This window comes from Rhizobium sp. NLR8a (assembly GCF_019685235.1).
In the GTDB taxonomy this organism is placed as follows: Bacteria; Pseudomonadota; Alphaproteobacteria; order Rhizobiales; family Rhizobiaceae; genus Rhizobium.
On sequence record NZ_JABDWI010000017.1, the window covers coordinates 1 to 14823 of the forward strand.

18 protein-coding genes and 2 pseudogenes are annotated in these 14823 nt (G+C 60.9%); 10 read left to right on the forward strand and 10 right to left on the reverse strand.

Going from position 1 to position 14823, the window contains the following annotated elements:
- Together HJC04_RS27580 and HJC04_RS27585 are read left to right on the forward strand one after the other, a co-directional pair.
- Nucleotides 1-125: pseudogene (locus HJC04_RS27580) on the forward strand (porin); the annotation flags it as partial.
- Between the two features lie 400 nt (nt 126-525).
- Nucleotides 526-1418, forward strand: a pseudogene (locus HJC04_RS27585) (LysR substrate-binding domain-containing protein).
- 36 nt (nt 1419-1454) lie between these two features.
- On the opposite strand, the gene HJC04_RS27590 reads toward HJC04_RS27585, so the two are convergent.
- Nucleotides 1455-2138, reverse strand: coding sequence for a DNA alkylation repair protein (locus HJC04_RS27590; RefSeq protein WP_210631021.1), 684 nt, complete (start codon nt 2136-2138; stop codon nt 1455-1457).
- Nucleotides 2135-3004, reverse strand: a complete 870-nt coding sequence (locus HJC04_RS27595; RefSeq protein ID WP_210631022.1) for an NAD(P)-dependent oxidoreductase — start codon at nt 3002-3004, stop codon at nt 2135-2137. The genes HJC04_RS27590 and HJC04_RS27595 overlap by 4 nt, the downstream gene beginning before the upstream one ends.
- Nucleotides 3005-3165: 161 nt before the next feature.
- On the opposite strand from HJC04_RS27595, the gene HJC04_RS27600 reads away from it, so the two are divergent.
- The 6 genes from HJC04_RS27600 to HJC04_RS27625 all read left to right on the forward strand — a co-directional run bounded on the left by HJC04_RS27600 (nt 3166) and on the right by HJC04_RS27625 (nt 5953).
- Nucleotides 3166-3537, forward strand: coding sequence for a hypothetical protein (locus tag HJC04_RS27600; RefSeq protein WP_221147573.1), 372 nt, complete (start codon nt 3166-3168; stop codon nt 3535-3537).
- A 480-nt stretch (nt 3538-4017) separates the two neighbouring features.
- Nucleotides 4018-4341, forward strand: coding sequence for a helix-turn-helix transcriptional regulator (locus tag HJC04_RS27605; RefSeq protein ID WP_011425688.1), 324 nt, complete (start codon nt 4018-4020; stop codon nt 4339-4341).
- Nucleotides 4338-4748: an SRPBCC domain-containing protein gene (locus HJC04_RS27610; RefSeq protein WP_210631024.1), complete on the forward strand. Its 411-nt coding sequence runs from the start codon at nt 4338-4340 to the stop codon at nt 4746-4748. The genes HJC04_RS27605 and HJC04_RS27610 overlap by 4 nt, the downstream gene beginning before the upstream one ends.
- 42 nt (nt 4749-4790) lie before the next feature.
- The gene (locus HJC04_RS27615) at nt 4791-4985 is read left to right on the forward strand and encodes a hypothetical protein (RefSeq protein ID WP_221147574.1); all 195 of its coding nucleotides are present in this window, start codon (nt 4791-4793) and stop codon (nt 4983-4985) included.
- A 10-nt stretch (nt 4986-4995) separates the two neighbouring features.
- Nucleotides 4996-5463 (forward strand): DUF1801 domain-containing protein, encoded by a 468-nt coding sequence (locus HJC04_RS27620; protein ID WP_221147575.1) that lies wholly within the window; start codon nt 4996-4998, stop codon nt 5461-5463.
- 34 nt (nt 5464-5497) lie between these two features.
- On the forward strand, nt 5498-5953 hold the full coding sequence (locus HJC04_RS27625; RefSeq protein ID WP_221147576.1) for a DUF1801 domain-containing protein: 456 nt from the start codon (nt 5498-5500) through the stop codon (nt 5951-5953).
- Between the two features lie 17 nt (nt 5954-5970).
- Here HJC04_RS27625 and HJC04_RS27630 read toward each other — a convergent pair whose 3' ends face one another.
- From HJC04_RS27630 to HJC04_RS27645, 4 genes are all read right to left on the reverse strand, one after another.
- On the reverse strand, nt 5971-6447 hold the full coding sequence (locus tag HJC04_RS27630; RefSeq protein ID WP_221147577.1) for an SRPBCC family protein: 477 nt from the start codon (nt 6445-6447) through the stop codon (nt 5971-5973).
- The gene (locus HJC04_RS27635) at nt 6444-6785 is read right to left on the reverse strand and encodes a helix-turn-helix transcriptional regulator (protein WP_221147578.1); all 342 of its coding nucleotides are present in this window, start codon (nt 6783-6785) and stop codon (nt 6444-6446) included. The genes HJC04_RS27630 and HJC04_RS27635 overlap by 4 nt, the downstream gene beginning before the upstream one ends.
- Complete coding sequence (locus tag HJC04_RS27640; protein ID WP_221147579.1) at nt 6782-7468, reverse strand: glutathione S-transferase family protein; 687 nt, start codon at nt 7466-7468, stop codon at nt 6782-6784. Before HJC04_RS27640 ends, HJC04_RS27635 begins: the two co-directional genes overlap by 4 nt.
- Nucleotides 7469-7571: 103 nt before the next feature.
- A complete protein-coding gene (locus tag HJC04_RS27645) occupies nt 7572-8390 on the reverse strand; it encodes a methyltransferase (RefSeq protein ID WP_210631030.1) in 819 nt (272 codons plus the stop codon).
- A gap of 113 nt (nt 8391-8503) precedes the next feature.
- Between HJC04_RS27645 and HJC04_RS27650 the strand changes: the two genes are divergently transcribed.
- Nucleotides 8504-9229, forward strand: a complete 726-nt coding sequence (locus tag HJC04_RS27650; protein ID WP_210631031.1) for a DUF2270 domain-containing protein — start codon at nt 8504-8506, stop codon at nt 9227-9229.
- Here HJC04_RS27650 and HJC04_RS27655 read toward each other — a convergent pair whose 3' ends face one another.
- The 4 genes from HJC04_RS27655 to HJC04_RS27670 all read right to left on the reverse strand — a co-directional run bounded on the left by HJC04_RS27655 (nt 9230) and on the right by HJC04_RS27670 (nt 12221).
- Nucleotides 9230-9496 (reverse strand): usg protein, encoded by a 267-nt coding sequence (locus HJC04_RS27655; protein ID WP_011425678.1) that lies wholly within the window; start codon nt 9494-9496, stop codon nt 9230-9232.
- Nucleotides 9497-9700: 204 nt separating this feature from the next.
- A complete protein-coding gene (locus HJC04_RS27660) occupies nt 9701-10531 on the reverse strand; it encodes an ABC transporter permease (RefSeq protein ID WP_210631032.1) in 831 nt (276 codons plus the stop codon).
- Nucleotides 10528-11334: an ABC transporter permease gene (locus HJC04_RS27665; RefSeq protein ID WP_221147580.1), complete on the reverse strand. Its 807-nt coding sequence runs from the start codon at nt 11332-11334 to the stop codon at nt 10528-10530. The genes HJC04_RS27660 and HJC04_RS27665 overlap by 4 nt, the downstream gene beginning before the upstream one ends.
- 113 nt (nt 11335-11447) lie before the next feature.
- A complete protein-coding gene (locus HJC04_RS27670; protein ID WP_210631034.1) occupies nt 11448-12221 on the reverse strand; it encodes a transporter substrate-binding domain-containing protein in 774 nt (257 codons plus the stop codon).
- A gap of 332 nt (nt 12222-12553) precedes the next feature.
- Between HJC04_RS27670 and HJC04_RS27675 the strand changes: the two genes are divergently transcribed.
- Nucleotides 12554-14761: an OmpA family protein gene (locus HJC04_RS27675; protein WP_221147581.1), complete on the forward strand. Its 2208-nt coding sequence runs from the start codon at nt 12554-12556 to the stop codon at nt 14759-14761.
- The last annotated feature ends 62 nt before the right edge of the window (nt 14762-14823 follow it).

Below are 14823 nucleotides of genomic sequence, written 5' to 3' on the forward strand. Positions count from 1 at the left end.
TTGGTCTGACGGTTGATTACCAGATCGTCGACAACTTCTACGCCAAGGCTTCGGTTCAGTACCTCGATCCGGAAGACGCTGACGACTCTACCTCGGGCTACTTCCGCCTGCAGCGTTCGTTCTAATCCACTTGGTGAGTGTCCCCGGTCTTCAGACCGGGGACGCTTCAATCAGTTTCTGATCCGAGTGACCTCCGATCAGCTACGGGGACGGGTCCGGTCTTCCCTGCCGGACCGTCCTTGCAGCGTTTTTGAGACGCGCTCTTGTGGCTGTCTTTCCGGAGCGTCATCCAGGTAAGCCGAACCGGCATGTTGTGTATCGCACGTCGGCATCCTGTCGACCTTGCTTAAGGCCATGCTTATTCTCAAGAGAGTTTGGATTGACCGTTGGCCATTGATTGGCGTTGCCGCGACGGGTCGTGGAAAGAAAATCCAATGCCGACAATGTGATTACAGCTTTGGTGGAGAGAGGATACAGCCCTTTCGGGGGGCGGCATTCATTCCTACTCTCGGACAGCTTGTTCGTATGGACGATCTCAACGACTATTATTATTTGCAGCCGTCGTCTCCAGCGGTGGTTTTGCTTCTGCAAGTCGCAATCTCAAAATACCGCGCTCAAAATTGAGCAGGCGGGTCAGCTGGCTTGAGGATGGGCTTGGCGCACGGCTCATAGAGCGTTCGACCCGTCACTTCCGGGTGACAGAGATCGGTCAAGCTTTTTACGAAAGATGCCAGACCATTCTGCAGGAGGCCGACCCCGCCAAATCGATCGTCACCGAGGCTCAATCCGACCCGCCGGGCGTGGTGCGGACGGGCTGCCCGCTAGGTCTGGTCGACATTTCGGTCGGAGGTATCCTGCCTGAATTCCTCGAACGCTTTCCGAAGATAAAGCTGCAGATTATCGGCTCCGACCGCCGCGCCGACCTCATCAACGAATCGATCTTGAGGTGAGGGCGACCAGCGAGCCGGAGACACAGACGAGCCGGACGATGCGCAAGCTCGACCGGGCGCGGCGCGTTCTGGTCGCAAGCCCGTAGCTCATCGAACGTATCGGCGGTTGAAAATTGCGTCGACGAGCTCGCCGACCTTCCGACGCTGGCGATGACCCCGTGGGTGTCGTTCCATACCTGGGAGCTCATCGCTCCGAATGACGACAAACGGGTAATCCGGCATCAGCCGAGGTTGACCTGCCGCAGCGTGACCGCCATTCTCGATGCAGCCCTCGCCGGCCTCGGCTTCGGACTTCTGCTCGAAAGCGCGTGTGAGGCGGATCTGCAGGCCGGCGGGCTGGTGCGGGTGCTGCCGGAATGGCAGTCGGAAGAAAGCCAGTTCCATATCGTCTTCACAACCGCCAAGTGCATGCCGCCGGCGGTCAGAGTGCTCATCGATTTTGTGGTGGAAAAATCCAAGCGTCATTGACGACGAGGCGACAGCCTCAGTCTGGGACGCATCGCGCTATTTCAGCCGTGCCAACAGCCTTTCACCGCTCAGCTCCCTGACCGCATCCCTGCCGATCCAGCGGGCGGTTTTATCTGGACGTTCAGCCAACAGCTTCGCCAACCCCAGTGCCGGTCCATGGCAGGCGCGATTGCGCTTGCCGATGCTGCGCAGTGCCCAATTGACCGCCTTGCGTACGAAGTTGCGGGAATCGCCGGAATGCGCCTCGATCACAGGCAGCCAGGAGAGGATGGCCGTATCGGTAGCGCCCTTTCGATGTACGGCGGCGCCCGCGATCATGGCGAAGGCGGCGCGACGAACAAATTCGCGCTCGTCTGCAGCGAATTCAGGAATGAGCTCGTCCAGGCCCGCCTCGACGAAGAGATCGGCGGCGCAGTCGACGACTTCCCAGGAGTCGAAATCATGAGCCCAGTTTCTGGCTTCTTCCGGCGTCAGCCGCTTCGGCTCGGCGGTATAGAGAGCGAGCAGCCGAGCCTCGCGAATATTGCTTCGCCAGAGCTGCATTGCCCTGAGGTGATTCCTCTTCGCCAATCTGGCGACCGCCCTGATATCAGCATTGGAAATTCCGAGGGCGCGGTCGGTGACGATGCCGAATCGCGCCATTCCAGCGGCATTCTCCTCCGAGCGCAGCGTTTCGAGATGCGCGATCAGTTCAGCCGGATCGGAAGAGCGACCGATCATTTCTCAAGCCGGGCGAGCAGCGAAGAAGTGTCCCAACGATTGCCGCCCATCGCCTGCACATCGCCGTAGAACTGGTCGACGAGGGCGGTGACCGGCAGCTTGGCGCCGTTGCTGCGGGCTTCGGCGAGCACGATGCCAAGGTCTTTCCGCATCCAGTCGACCGCGAAGCCGAAATCATATTTGCCGGCGTTCATGGTCTTGTGGCGATTTTCCATCTGCCAGGAGCCGGCCGCGCCTTTCGAGATTACCTCGACGACCTTTTCAATATCGAGGCCGGCGCGCTTGCCGAAGTGCAGCGCTTCTGAAAGCCCCTGGACGAGGCCAGCGATGCAGATCTGGTTGACCATCTTGGTAAGCTGTCCGGAGCCAGCTGGCCCCATCAGGCCGACCATACGCGCATAGGCGTCGATCACCGGCCGGGCTCTCTCGAAGACGGCTTCATCGCCGCCGCACATGACGGTCAGCACTCCGTTTTCGGCGCCGGCCTGGCCGCCAGAGACCGGAGCGTCGATGAAATCCACACCCTTTTCCTTTGCCGCGGCATAAAGCTCGCGGGCGACCTCGGCGCTGGCGGTGGTGTTATCGATCAGCACCGAACCCGGCTTCATGCCGTGCAGGGCGCCGTTTTCGCCTGAGGTGACCGAGCGGAGATCGTCGTCATTGCCGACGCAGACGAAGACGAAATCGACACCTTCCGCTGCCTCGGCCGGAGTGGGGGCGGATTTGCCGGAGAATTTCTCGGCCCAGGCAGCAGCTCTTTCGGCCGTGCGATTGTAGACGGTGACATCGTGGCCGCCCTTTGTCTTCAGATGACCGGCCATGGGGAAGCCCATGACGCCGAGACCGATGAACGCGACTTTAGCCATATGTTCCTATCCTTATCCAGAGTGAGAGGCCCTGAGGATTAACTGAAACGGCGCAAGCAGAAAAGCCGTGAAGACGGACTTCCTTTCGATTGCTTCTTTGAGGCTGGTCGCCGATCGGCCGAGCCCTAGATGGAACGAAGCACAATGTTACTGGGGGTGACATGAGCGAAATTCCAAGAATCGAGCTGCGCCGCAAAGGCCGCAGCGGCACGCAGGCGATGCTTATTCCGTCTCAGAAGATGGTCGCAGAGCAGATTCGGTTGGCGCCTGAAGGTGTCCTTACCGAGGCTGGCGTTCTGCGCCGCCGTCTCGCTGCCCAATACGGAGCGGACGCCTGCTGTCCGGTGACGGTGCAGCGGCATTTGCGTGCGATTGCCGACCTGTCCGTCGGTGAACTGGAGAAGGGCGAACCACCTTCGATGGTGACGCCCTATTGGCGCATCGTCGATCCGGCGAGCCTGCTTGCGAAACGTCTTGCCGGCGGTCCCGCCGTCATTCACGAGCGGCTGGCCGCCGAACGCCGGGGGAAGTAGCGGGCAAGGCGAGGGCGAGGAACTGCTTCCAATAGCGGTTCCGGGCACCATTTCACCAGGCGCCGCTGCTATCTTTCTGGGCATCTGCGGGGTGGCGGCCATGTCAGGCGTGTGTCCGCTCGCCAAGAGCGGGCTTGCCAGGCTTTCAACAATAAATTCGGCCGCAAACAGATCTTCGCCGGCGCAGCAGCCATGGCGGCAACCTGAAAGTCGCCTCGGGCTCATGAACGCAGATGCATGTATCGCCGGATGCCGTCTGCGGCTTTCGGCGTTTCTGTGGTTAGCCTCGTGGCTGGCGAGTAGGGATTATTCATAGTGGATGGGCTATGATGGCCGTATTCGTAGTCCTTTCGATTGTTGTATCAATTGACGGGTTGGCAATACATTTTTCGTTCGATTGTCGCGTTCTGTTCGTCGCTTGACATAGGTATACCTCCATGGATATAGGTCTATTCATAGCTTTACGGGTATGGGTCTTCAATGTCGAACGTTCAGGACGTGCTCTTCAGGACGCTTGCGGATCCCACCCGGCGCGCGCTTTTCGAGCGGCTGTGCCGGGAAGGGGAGAAGACGGTCGGGGCGTTGACGGCGCAGGCCGGGGTCTCGCAGCCGGTCGTTTCGAAGCATCTCGGGCTGCTGAAGCAAGCCGGCCTGGTGCGCGACCGTCATGAAGGGCGGCAGACGCATTATAGCGCGCAGCTCGGAGCGCTTGCGCCGCTCGTCGACTGGACGAGCGAGATGGCCGGCTTCTGGCAAAGCCGCTTCAATGCGCTCGAAGATTTGTTGAAGAGGATGGATCAATGACAGACATATCGACCGAAACGCGTTCCGTCGTCATCGAGCGGGAAATGCCTTTTCCAGCGGAAAAGATCTGGCGGGCGCTGACCCAGCCGCACCTGATCCAAGAGTGGTTGATGAAAAGCGACTTCAGGCCGGTCGTCGACCATCACTTCAACTTCAACGCCGATTGGGGCGCCGTCGACTGCCGAGTTCTGGAAGTCGAACCACACAAGACCCTCGCTTACAGCTGGGGCGCCTATGGCCTCGAAACCGTCGTGACCTGGACGCTCACCCCAACGGGCGCGGGTACGCATCTGCGAATGGAGCAGTCGGGTTTTCGGGCGGATCAGCGGCAGGCCTATGGCGGCGCCAGGAGCGGGTGGCCGCAATTCTTCGACAAGCTGGAACAGGTGTTGACGCGGGTTGACTAATCCATTGGCGGCGGCCGGTCGGGCTCGTTCGAGGAGGCTTCATTGAACCGGAACAACTGGTGTCGGCAGGTCCACCGTTGGCTGTCGATTGCCTTTACGCTGGTCGTCATCGTCAATATCATCGCCATGGTGCAGGAGAAGTCGGCGGTCTGGGTTGGGCTCTTGGCGTTGCTGCCGTTCGGCCTGTTTGTGCTGCCCTATGCCGCGAAACGGCGCGTGGGATGCATCGGCGGATAGGAGGTGATCCATGGCGGGCAAAACGTCGCAGGGTGCGGAGAAATTCATGAAAGAGACTGCCAAACCGGCGGTCGCCGCGCCGAAGCTTCTGTCGGGTGGCAACCCGCAAATCCCCAAGGGTTACGGCGATGCGCCCGTGCAAGCCTATATCGCCGCCATGCCGGACTGGAAAAGTGAGATCGGGCGTCGCCTCGATGCGCTGATCAGCAGAACCGTGCCCGGCGTCTGCAAGGCGGTCAAGTGGAACTCGCCCTTTTACGGCATGGAAGGGCAAGGTTGGTTCCTCGGCGTCCATTGCTACGCCAGCTATGTCAAGGTGGCTTTCTTCAAGGGTGCGTCGCTGCATCCCCTACCGCCAGGCGAGTCCAAGCAGAAAGAGGTGCGCTACCTCGACATACGCGAGGACGACCCTTTCGACGAGGCGCAGATCGCCTCCTGGGTAGAGCAGGCGAGCCGTTTGCCGGGCGAACGGGTGTGAGGTTTTGATGCGCGGCGATGGGAGAACGATAAATATGAAGAAGACGACGGCCACCATGAAGAAAATCGATTCCGAGGAAGGGACCGGGCAAGCCTCTCCCTCTCAACTGATTGATGCGAGGATCGAGGAACTCAAGGATTGGCGCGGCAACGTGCTCGCGCGGGTCCGCGCGCTCATCAAGCAGGCCGAGCCCGAAGTGGTCGAGGAATGGAAATGGCGAGGCGTTCCGGTGTGGGAGCACGCCGGCATCATCTGCACCGGTGAGACCTATAAGAGCGTGGTCAAGCTTACCTTCGCCAAGGGAGCCTCGCTTGAGGATCCGAAAAGCCTTTTCAACTCCAGTCTCGACGGCAACACCCGGCGCGCCATCGACCTTCATGAAGGCGACAAGATCGACGAGGAGGCGCTGAAGGCGCTCATTCGAGCCGCCGCGGCGCTAAATGCGTCGGTGCGGGCGGCCGGTTCGCGGAAGAAATCAAGCAGCGTGTGACGCTTCATCCGGCCGCGTTAGTGAATTGGGCTTGCCTCGCGTTCGAGAAAGAGTTCGAGATTGGTGAGGCCGATTTCTGTGCCCTGAAGGCGGGCGCCGTTGTCGGCGTAGCCGTCGAGGAAAACCACTTGCTCGGTGAAGACCATTCTGGTTCCGCTGGCTTCGGTGTCGAAGGCGACGGTGACGAGCGAGGCTGAGATGCGGCTTTGCCCGAGCTTCATCTCATAGGCATAGATGATGCGAGTATCCGGGACGATATCGATGTAGTGGGCGTCATAGGCGTGCAGAAGCCCCTCGGTGTCGGCGGTATAGTTCCTCTCTGTACCGCCCGGCCTGAAATCGAGCGCGTATTCTATGGGCACCCATTCGCCGTGGCAGGCAAACCATTGCCGCTTGGACTCCGGCGTCGACCAGGCGCGGAAGACCCGGGCGACGGGTGCCGTCAGGCGGCGTTCTATGACGAAGGTGGCATGTTCGGCAGATCGTATCGTCATTCGGGGAGTGTCTCCGGCTCATCGGCGAGAAATTGATCCAGCCCGTCAAAGGCGGCGGTCCAACGGGTCTTTCGCTGTTCCACCCAGCGTTCGACAGCGGCGAGCGCATCCTGCTGCAGCCGGTAGGTCCGCACTCGGCCGGATTTTTCGGAGAGGACGAGCCCGCTCTCCTCCATCACCTGCAGATGTTTCATCACCGTCGGCAGGGCGACGGCGAGCGGAGCGGCCAGTTCGGTGACCGAGGCCGGGCCGCGGCCGAGCCGGTCGATCATGCCGCGGCGGCTGCGGTCGGAAAGCGCGTGGAACATGCGGTCGAGATCCGCCTGGCTTTCGATCATTCCGCTTCATCCCGAAAGCGGGCGGGCAGTCTGTCGTGATAGGGATAGAACTTGAAATAGGGGCGGGCCTCTTTCAGCGCCCTGGCGAAGGACGGGCGCGCCAGCAGCCGCTCGTAATAGGCGCGAAGCTTCGGCTGATCTGATGAAAACGCAACCAGCGTCTCGGCGTAGAAGAGAGAGGGGGCTGCGGCGCAGTCGGCCATGGTGAAGGCCTCGCCGGTTATCCAAGGGCTTTCGCCCAGTTGTTTTTCGATCATGGTATAGGCCGTGGCCAGCGTCGCCCGGGAAGCGGTCATCTCGATTTCGTCCGCCTTGCCTTCAGGGCGGCGGCGATTGCTGACCAGCGTCTGCATCGGCATCTGGACATAATGGTCGAAGAAGCGGTCCCAGAGACGGACCTGCAGTGCCCGGTCGATCTCCAGCGGCAGCAGGGGCACGGCGCCGGGATAATAGTGATCGAGATATTCGATGATAATCGAAGTCTCGGGGATGGTGCTGTCCCGGGCTTCGTCGCGGAGCAGCGGCATCTTGCCGATAGGCCAGAAGCGAAAGAGATCGGCGCGTGAGGCCTCGTCGGACAGATCGACGATACGGTTCTCAAAGGGGGTCTCGTTTTCATAAAGCGCGATCAGCACCTTGTGGCAGAAGGAGGCGAGCGGATGCCCATAAAAGACGAGCGACATGCGGCGACCTTTCCTGTCTGGCTGAAAACTTTGCCGACTGACTAACTATCAGGTCCGCAGGCATCGCGCAACAGATAGTTCACCGATCGTGAAACTATTATCTTCAGCCGATGTATCTGGCGATCACCAGATGGCCCGGCGTCGGCTGTCCGTCTTCCATGCGCACGTTGATGTCGGATATCTCGACAAGCGCGAAACCGGTGGCCGTCAGCCGTTCTCTCACATAGGCGTCGGCATGGGCGAAGCGCTGGTGTGGTCCAACCATGTAGGGGCGGCCGGCAAGCAATTCGTCAGGCAGGGTCTCCGAGGAGAAAATGAACAGGCCGCCCGGCGTCAGATTTTCGGCGGCGCCGAAGAAGAGCGGTTCGAGCGCGCCGAGATAGGGCAGCACGTCTGTGGCGGTGATGAGGTCGAAAGCGTCCTCGTCATTGTCGTCGAGAAAATCCTCAACCTCGGCGACGAAGAGCGTCTCGTAAAGATCTTTTTCGTGGGCGATCTCGACCATCTTCTCCGATATGTCGATGCCGGTCATGTCCTCGCACAGCTCGCGCAGCGCGCCGCCTGTGAGACCGGTGCCGCAGCCGAGATCGAGCAAACGCTTGAACGGCCCGAGCTTCAATGCCTGCAGGCGCTGGCGCACCAGCATCGGCACGTGATAGCCGAGTTGCTCGACGAGCACGTCCTCGAAGACCTCGGCATGCTGATCGAACAGGGTCTCGACATAGGCGTCGGGCGCCTTGACCGGGGTTTCGCCGCGGCCCATCGCCGCGATGCGCACGGCGGCTCCGCCGTGGTCCTCGGGATCGATCGCCAAAACGTCCTCGTAGGCCGCTACGGCCGCCTCGACATCACCTGATTTCTCCAGCGCCAGTGCACGATTGTAGGCCTCGGCAAGGGCTTCTTCGTCGATCTTCTTTGCCATCGCGGTGCATGTCCTTCTGTTTCAGGCATGGCTCTACGGCGGCTTTCGAAGTTTTGCAATGGCGCGGCAACAGGCGCAGAATGGCCAAAAAGAAGACGATGGGAGGAAACGCCATGAAAGCGGAGCACGACAGGGTGCCACCGGCAAGGAAAGAAGGGGGCGAGCGCCCCTTGCTGCTGCCCACGACGCCGGGCGAGATCACCAATACGCTCAGCCATTATTACCGCGGCGAACTCGGACGGATGACGAGCTGGCGCGACCGCATCGACCGGACGTCCAACTGGGCGATCACCGTGGTCGCGGCGCTGCTTTCGGTGTCGTTGTCGACACCAAGCTCGCATCACGGCGTGTTGTTGTTCGGCGTGATGCTGATTACGCTGCTTCTGATGATCGAGGCGCGGCGCTACCGCTTCTTTGATATCTACCGCGCCCGAATCCGGCAGGTCGAGCGCTGTTATTTCGCGCAGATCATGGCGCCGAACGCTGCGGCCGGCAGCGAATGGGCCGCGGTGATTGCCAACAGCCTGCGTCATCCGCGCTTTCTGCTCAGTTATGGAGAAGCGATGCATCGGCGGCTCAAACGCAATTACGGCTGGATGTATTTAATCCTGCTGCTTGCCTGGTGCCTGAAGATCTCGACGCCAAAACTGCAGACGGAGGGCGCGCCGGCGCTGCAGGCGCAGTCCTGGGCCTATGTCATCGACAATGCCGTGCTCGGGCCACTCCCCGGCCTTGCGGTCATTTCGATCGTCGTCACCTTTTACCTGGGCATGCTCTATTTCGCCCTGCGTCCAGACCGGGACGAAGGCGAATTCGGCCATGGCGAGGCGCATGTGTGATCAATGCAGGATGAACTCGCCCTTCAACGCCCGCCACTCTGTCGCCGAGATCAGCTTGCGGTGGACGTAGCGCACTGAATGCAGCGGCCCGTCGAGCTTCTCCTGCCAGAATTTAAGGAAGCCCCGCATCTCGGGAAAATCGGGTGCCAGATCATAATCCTGCCAGACATAGGTCTGCAGGATCGTCGGGTGATCCGGGAGGTGGTAGAGGATCTGGGCGGTCGTCAGACCGTAACCCTGCAGTTGCTTTTCCATGTCCTTGTGCATCGTATTCAGCTTCTTCTCGTTCCCACTCGCGCTTTATTAGCGCCACGTGAAATGGAAGCACGCGAATGGTTAATGCAAGCTTAACAGATACGTTGCGAAGGAAGTATTGTTTTTTGTTTTCAACGGTTTGGCAGCATGATAATACGAGTGCTGCCACGCTTCTTTAGCAATCCCAAAACCGCGATACACTTTTGCCCTTCATGCTCAGCGCTTGAGATGCCGCGTCAGTCGACGCTCGATCCAGGCCCAGAGATGGCGTAGCGCCTCGACAATGGTGAGGTAGAAGATCGCTGCCCAGAGATAGGTCTGGTAGTCGAAGGTGCGGGAGAAGGCGTAACGGGTTTCGCCCATCAGATCGAGGACGGTGATGATGGCGACGACCGCCGAGCCTTTGATCAAAAGGATGATCTCGTTGCCGTAGGGGCGAAGCGCCACGATGAAGGCCTGCGGAAGGATGATCTTGCGGAAGGCGATGGTCTTATGGATGCCGAGGGCTGCTGCTGCTTCGCGCTGGCCGTGCGGCACGCTTTCGATCGCGCCGCGCAGAATTTCCGCCTGATAGGCCGCCGTATTGATCGTCATGGCAAAGAGGCCGCAATACCAGGCTTCGCGGAAAAACCACCAGATGCCAACGGCTTCCAGCTGCGGGCGGAAGACGCCGAGGCCGTAATAGACCAGGAACAGCTGGGCAAGCAGCGGCGTGCCGCGGAAGAAATATATATAGCCATAGGCGAACCAGTTAAGAGCCCGGTTCTTCGACAGCCGGGCCATGGCGAGCGGCAGGGACAGGATGGCGCCGCAAACGACGGAGATGGCAACCAGACTGAGGGTTACCCAGAGTCCGTGCAGATAACGCGGTCCGTAGCGAGTGAATTTGTCCGGATCCCAGCCATTGATGACGGTGAAGATCAGCAGCGCGGCAAGCAGAGCCCAGACCGCAACGAAGACGTAGCCGCACAGGCGTGCCACTGTGACCGGCTTTGCCACCTCGCGGGGCGCAGGCTGCGGGGGGATCAATGTCTCAGCGTAACTCATCGGCGGACATCCGAACGTTTGGCCCAGCGGTCGACATAGATAAGCAGGAAGGAGGAGAGAATGGCGAGCACCAGATAGAGACAGCAGGCAATGCCATAGAAGAAGAACGGCTCCTTGGTCACCCGCACTGCGACGCTCGTCTGGCGCAGGATATCGGCAAGGCTGATGATCGAGACGTAGGAGGTGTCCTTCAGGAGCACCATCCAGAGGTTCGTCAGACCGGGAAGGGCGATGCGAACGAGTTGCGGCAGGATGACGAGCCGTAGCGTGCGGCCGCGATGCAGGCCGAGCGCATCTCCTGCCTCATATTGGCCCTTGGGAATGGCGCGGAAAGCCGAAAGCAATACTTCCGAGCAATAGGCGGAGAAGACAACCGACAGAGCGATCACGCCGGCCAGGAAGGCGTTGATCTCGACCGGCGGCCCGACATAGCCGGCAAGCTCCAGAAGAGACTGGATGAGCATCTGCATGCCGTAATAGATGATGAAGAGCGTCAAAAGCTCCGGCAGGCCGCGGAAGATAGTCGTGTAAATGCCGGCCGCCAGCCGCAGCGATTTTTCTTCCGACTGCTGGCCGAGAGCCACGAGGAAGCCGATGACGAGGCCGATCGGCAGGGTGACGATCGCCACCGATACGGTGACCTGCAGGCCAAGGGCGATCTCGTCGCCCCAGCCGGTGTCGCCACAGGCTAGGATCGTCGACGGACCCAACCAGGTGAAGATACCGACGGGTCCGCATAGCGGATCGAAAATGTGCACAAGTGAGCTCCAGAAGGAGCCGAGCGCGGAAAACAATCCGCCCATGCGTGAATTCCCCTCACGGCTTTTGCCGTTTTGATCTTGCCACCTTTGTCAAACAAAAATGGCGGAAGAGCAAGCCTTCCGCCATTCGCTTGATCGGCCAGATACCGAATTTCTTATTCGCCGTAAACGTCGAAATCGAAGTACTTGTCCTGGATCTTCTTGTACTCACCGCTGGCGCGGATCGCAGCGATCGCGGTGTTGAGCTTTTCCTTCAGCGGGTCGCCCTTGCGGATGGCGATACCGGCGCCGTTGCCGTTGATTTCCTTGTCGACCGGCAGGGTCGTCAGGATCTTGCAGCAGGCACCGGCGTCGGACTTGACCCATTCGGAGAGAACGACGACGTCGTCGATGACAGCATCGACACGGCCGCTGGAAACGTCGAGCTTGTATTCGTCGGCCGTGGGGTAGAGCTTCAGCTCGGTGTCGGCGAGGTGCTTCTCGGCGTAGTTGGCATGCGTCGTGGAAGTCTGTGCGCCGATCACCTTGCCCTTGAGGCCGGCAACGTCAGTGATCTTCGAATCCTTCGGTACGGCGATGGCCGGAGGGGTGTTGTAGTACTTGTTGGAGAAGTCGACGAGCTTGAGGCGCTCGGGCGTGATCGACATGGAGGAGACGATCATGTCGAACTTCTTGGCGTTCAGCGCCGGAATGATGCCGTCCCAATCGGTGCTGACGAAGGAGCATTCGGCCTTCATCTCGGCACAGAGCGCCTTGGCGATATCGATGTCGAAGCCCTGGATGGTGCCGCTGGCATCGACAAATTCGAAGGGCGGATAGGTCGAATCGGTGCCGATCACGTATTTCTCGCCATCGGCCATGGCGGAGCCGGCAAAGAGCGACATTGCCGCGAGCGAGGCTGCCGCGAAGATACGGGTGGAGATATGCATGAGGATCCTCTCTGTTGGTAGCCATCGCGCTTTTTTCTCTTGGGCTGACGGCTGCTGTTCAACGGTGACGGGCACCGCCTTGCGGCGATAATCAGACTTTTTTTCATGGAAATGCAACAGAAATTCCCGGGCTATTCGCGGCGCAAACAGCAGGCGAGATGAACGGCGGCAGACCGCTACATTCACCTGAGGTTAATCCCCGGCTTCCTAGAACCGGAACAAATCGGCGAGTTGGCGCTTTGCCATTTCGCCGTTTCGCCTCAATGCGACGCTAGGGGCGGAACTAGGGCCTGTCGGCCTTCAGGAAGCTCAAACAGGATCGAGGAAACCCGATGGGCAAGAAATCAAGATTGTTCGCAAGCGCGGCTTTTCCGCTGCTTTCCCTCTCGCTGGCGCTGCAGCCGGTGTCGGCGATGGCCGCCGTGCGCGGCGCTGAGACGCAGGCAGCCGCCGCGCGGCAAGTCGAACAGTGGAGCTTCGAAGTGGCGCAGGATGCGCCCGAGGATGCACCTTCCGAAGAAGAGCTGCTGAAGAAGAAAAAGCACAAGGAGAAGCAGGAGGCCCCAGCCGAACAGGCGCCAGCCGCCGAGAAGCCAAAGGAAGCACCTGCGGAAAAGCCGAAGGCCGAAGCACCCAAGGAGGCTCCGGCGCCTGAACCCAAGGCCGCGCCCGAACCCAAGGCAGCACCCGAACCCAAGGCCGCGTCACCGAAAGCCGAGGCGCCGAAAGAGGCGCCGGCGGAACAGCCCGAAAGCAAGCCCGCGCGGAAAGCCAAACAGGAGGCTCAGCCCGAGGCAAAGCCGGAGGCCGCGCCGCAGCAAGGACAGCAGCCGGTAACGCAGGAAAAGCCGAAAAGACCCAAGAAGCCTGAGGCTCAGCAGGCCGAGCCCGAGGCGCAGCAGCCAGCCGCAAAGGAGGCCCAGCCGCAAACGGAGCAGGCTGCACCTGAGGCCAAGCCGGAAGGAAAGCAGCGCCCCCGCGATAAAGGCAAGGGCAAGGCCGAGACAGCCGCTCCCGAGGCGGTGACGCCGACCGAAGAACAGGCCAAGCCCGAAGCCAAGCCGGAGGCAAAACCCACAGCCGAAGCGCCGGCCGAAAAGAAGCCCGCAGCCGGCGAGACTGTGGCGCCCGCAGATAAAGCGAGCCAGGACAAGGCGACCCAAGACAAGGCGACCCAGGACAAGGCCGTTGCCCCGGAAGCCGCTCCGGCCGAAAAACCGAAGGAAGGCATGGCGGCGAAACCTGCAGGCGAACAGCCCGCCGGCGAACAGCCGGCAGCACCCGCCACCGGCGCGGCCCAGCCGCTGCCTGAAGCCAGCGGCGGTCAGCAGGCCGAGCAGGCCATTCCTGCGCCTGAAAAGGTTTCGCCGGAAGAGCTGCAGCGCCGCAAGAAGATTGCCGAAGATCCGGCCAAGAGCAACGAGACCGTTGTCCTGCCGGTTGAAAACGGTGCGGCCGTGCTCGACAGCGATAAGGATGCCGACCGCAGCAAGGGCAGGGAAGTCCGCCGCGACCGCGACAAGATGCGCGCCGAGAGCAAGGACTTCAAGGTGCCGACCTCTGATGCCGAGGCGCAGGCCGCCACCGCGGATAGGGCACCGACGGTCAAGCTCGAGGCGGTGACTAGCGAGAAAGGAACCAGACTCGACGCCCGGCCGCAATTCGTTCGCCCGGACGGGGCGCGTGTCGACGACCAGACTGACGACAATCGCGTGATCATTCAGTACAACAATCAGGTGATCGTGCGCAGCGACGACGACAGGCGGTTCCTGCGCGACGGCGAACGGCCGATCTACGAAGAGCTCCCGGGCGACCGTTACCGCGAGACGATTGCGCGACCGGAGGGTTACCGCATCGTCACGATCCGCAACCGCTACGGCGACATCATCCAGCGGTCGCGCGTCGATGCCCGCGGGCGTGAGGACGTTCTCTACTATTCGCCCGATCTCTATGAGGATCCGGACCGCGACTATTTCGAGGATGCGGGTGCCGACTTGCCGCCGATGCGGCTGCGCGTGCCACTCAACGAATACATCATCGATACTCGCAGCGATCCGGACAGGGACTATTACGAGTTCCTGAGCGAACCTCCCGTCGAGCCGGTGGAGCGTGTCTATTCGCTGAATGAGGTGAAGTATTCGGCTCGTATTCGCGACAAGGTCCGCCGAATCGATCTTGATACGATCACCTTTGCGACCGGCAGCGCGGAGATCCCGATGACTCAGGCGCGCACATTGCGTAAGGTCGCCGACGCGATCAGCCAGGTGCTGAAGAAAGATCCGAGCGAGACCTTCCTGATCGAGGGCCATACGGATGCTGTCGGTTCCGACCAGAGCAACCTGGTCCTCTCCGACCAGCGGGCGGAATCGGTCGCCAATGTGCTCTCCGACGTCTATGGCATTCCGCCGGAAAACATGGCGACGCAGGGCTACGGCGAACGTTACTTGAAGGTCAACACGTCGGGCCCCGAACAGGAAAACCGCCGCGTCACCATCCGCCGCGTCACTCCGTTGGTGCGTCCGGTCGCCGCCAACCAGTAGCTGCTTCCGCCCCTCCCCGGTGTCAGGGAGGGGCGCTGACCTCCTCTTCTCCCGCCGGGAGA

Bases quoted from the DNA above. Each gene is read 5' to 3' on its own strand.
- HJC04_RS27590 (WP_210631021.1), bottom strand. From the start codon at position 2,138: ATGATCGGTCGCTCTTCCGATCCGGCTGAACTGATCGCGCATCTCGAA.
- HJC04_RS27595 (WP_210631022.1), bottom strand. From the start codon at position 3,004: ATGGCTAAAGTCGCGTTCATCGGTCTCGGCGTCATGGGCTTCCCCATG.
- HJC04_RS27600 (WP_221147573.1), top strand. From the start codon at position 3,166: ATGAGCGAAATTCCAAGAATCGAGCTGCGCCGCAAAGGCCGCAGCGGC.
- HJC04_RS27605 (WP_011425688.1), top strand. From the start codon at position 4,018: ATGTCGAACGTTCAGGACGTGCTCTTCAGGACGCTTGCGGATCCCACC.
- HJC04_RS27610 (WP_210631024.1), top strand. From the start codon at position 4,338: ATGACAGACATATCGACCGAAACGCGTTCCGTCGTCATCGAGCGGGAA.
- HJC04_RS27620 (WP_221147575.1), top strand. From the start codon at position 4,996: ATGGCGGGCAAAACGTCGCAGGGTGCGGAGAAATTCATGAAAGAGACT.
- HJC04_RS27625 (WP_221147576.1), top strand. From the start codon at position 5,498: ATGAAGAAGACGACGGCCACCATGAAGAAAATCGATTCCGAGGAAGGG.
- HJC04_RS27630 (WP_221147577.1), bottom strand. From the start codon at position 6,447: ATGACGATACGATCTGCCGAACATGCCACCTTCGTCATAGAACGCCGC.
- HJC04_RS27635 (WP_221147578.1), bottom strand. From the start codon at position 6,785: ATGATCGAAAGCCAGGCGGATCTCGACCGCATGTTCCACGCGCTTTCC.
- HJC04_RS27640 (WP_221147579.1), bottom strand. From the start codon at position 7,468: ATGTCGCTCGTCTTTTATGGGCATCCGCTCGCCTCCTTCTGCCACAAG.
- HJC04_RS27645 (WP_210631030.1), bottom strand. From the start codon at position 8,390: ATGGCAAAGAAGATCGACGAAGAAGCCCTTGCCGAGGCCTACAATCGT.
- HJC04_RS27650 (WP_210631031.1), top strand. From the start codon at position 8,504: ATGAAAGCGGAGCACGACAGGGTGCCACCGGCAAGGAAAGAAGGGGGC.
- HJC04_RS27655 (WP_011425678.1), bottom strand. From the start codon at position 9,496: ATGCACAAGGACATGGAAAAGCAACTGCAGGGTTACGGTCTGACGACC.
- HJC04_RS27660 (WP_210631032.1), bottom strand. From the start codon at position 10,531: ATGAGTTACGCTGAGACATTGATCCCCCCGCAGCCTGCGCCCCGCGAG.
- HJC04_RS27665 (WP_221147580.1), bottom strand. From the start codon at position 11,334: ATGGGCGGATTGTTTTCCGCGCTCGGCTCCTTCTGGAGCTCACTTGTG.
- HJC04_RS27670 (WP_210631034.1), bottom strand. From the start codon at position 12,221: ATGCATATCTCCACCCGTATCTTCGCGGCAGCCTCGCTCGCGGCAATG.
- HJC04_RS27675 (WP_221147581.1), top strand. From the start codon at position 12,554: ATGGGCAAGAAATCAAGATTGTTCGCAAGCGCGGCTTTTCCGCTGCTT.